This is a genomic window from Streptomyces sp. NPDC097129 (assembly GCF_055668065.1).
In genome coordinates this window covers 1-1056 of the sequence record NZ_JBVOQE010000120.1, presented here as the reverse complement: position 1 = coordinate 1056, position 1056 = coordinate 1, and the positions used below count along the sequence as shown (strand labels likewise).

Genomic DNA, 1056 nt, shown 5'->3' with positions numbered 1-1056 from the left:
GAGCTTCGGCATTCCGCGAGGTCCGGTGCCGGATCCTTAGTACTTTTGGCCCGCGCGTCAACCGCCGTGCGCGGTGTCAGGTGCCTCAGCCGCATTTTGATCAACAATGCGATGGCTTCGTGGGGTTCCAGTTTCGTCACTGGCGAGTTCGGGTGGGGGGCCACCAGGCGCGGCGTCAACATCGCATAGCGGTAACGATCAGTCGACAACACATCTGCACTACCCCACGCAGTCCCTTCCCATTGTGAGTGGATTCGGCCTTTGGTCGCGATTTCCAGGAGGTCTCCTATGTGGTGTTTGTCGACAGTTGAATCAACGCGGACCAGAATCTTGGCACCTTTGCCGGTACTTTTAACTGAATCCTGTGTCACATGAACCCAATACGATTTTTCGGTGGACTCCTCATGCAGGAACAGGATGAACGGCACAGAGTATTCGAGCCAATACTTCAAATGCTCACTGTTGGTATCACGGAACCACCATCCAACAAGTTTTCCGTCCGCATCGAATTCCGGATAATCGAACCACGTGTCCCCGTTCTTCACCTGACCAGCGATGAGTGCACCAGAATCAATGCCTGTTGCCGTCCGCGGCTGCAGAAAGACATCTGTACCGACTTCGCCGGCAGGGTTGGGGGCTACGTGCCAATTCAATTTCGTGAACTGGTAGCCGATGGCTAATTCCCCAATGTTTCCGGTTTGGACGGTACTACTGGCTTTTATCATTGTTTCGCCTCATCTGCCGCGTTCCCTGATGGTTCCTGTCTATAGACAATCACAACCTGCGTGTATGTCCCCGGCACCGGGTGCGGCGGGGACATACACGCAGGTGAATGCATGTTTTTGTCGGATATCGAGGGTAGGTTTGGAGGTGTCCAATTGCTGACGGGCGGACTGACTACCTGCCCCACTGTTAGGTCGGAGATTCGAAGTGACGTTGACGATTTCGCACACTGCCGCGGATGGAACGCTAATTGACGGGACCTCTCGCGGTGATGGTTCCGGAGATGTATTGGCGGCGCACGGGTGGAGGTGGTTTCGCAGTATCGGTTTCTGG

At 55.0% G+C, this 1056-nt stretch carries 1 protein-coding gene; it reads right to left on the bottom strand.

The genetic code is table 11. The features are described from left to right. Positions 1 to 725, bottom strand: a 725-nt coding sequence (locus AC0B9F_RS38550) for a DUF4365 domain-containing protein (RefSeq protein ID WP_472010521.1), incomplete at its 3' end; no start/stop codon positions are given. Between the last annotated feature and the right edge of the window lie 331 nt (positions 726 to 1056).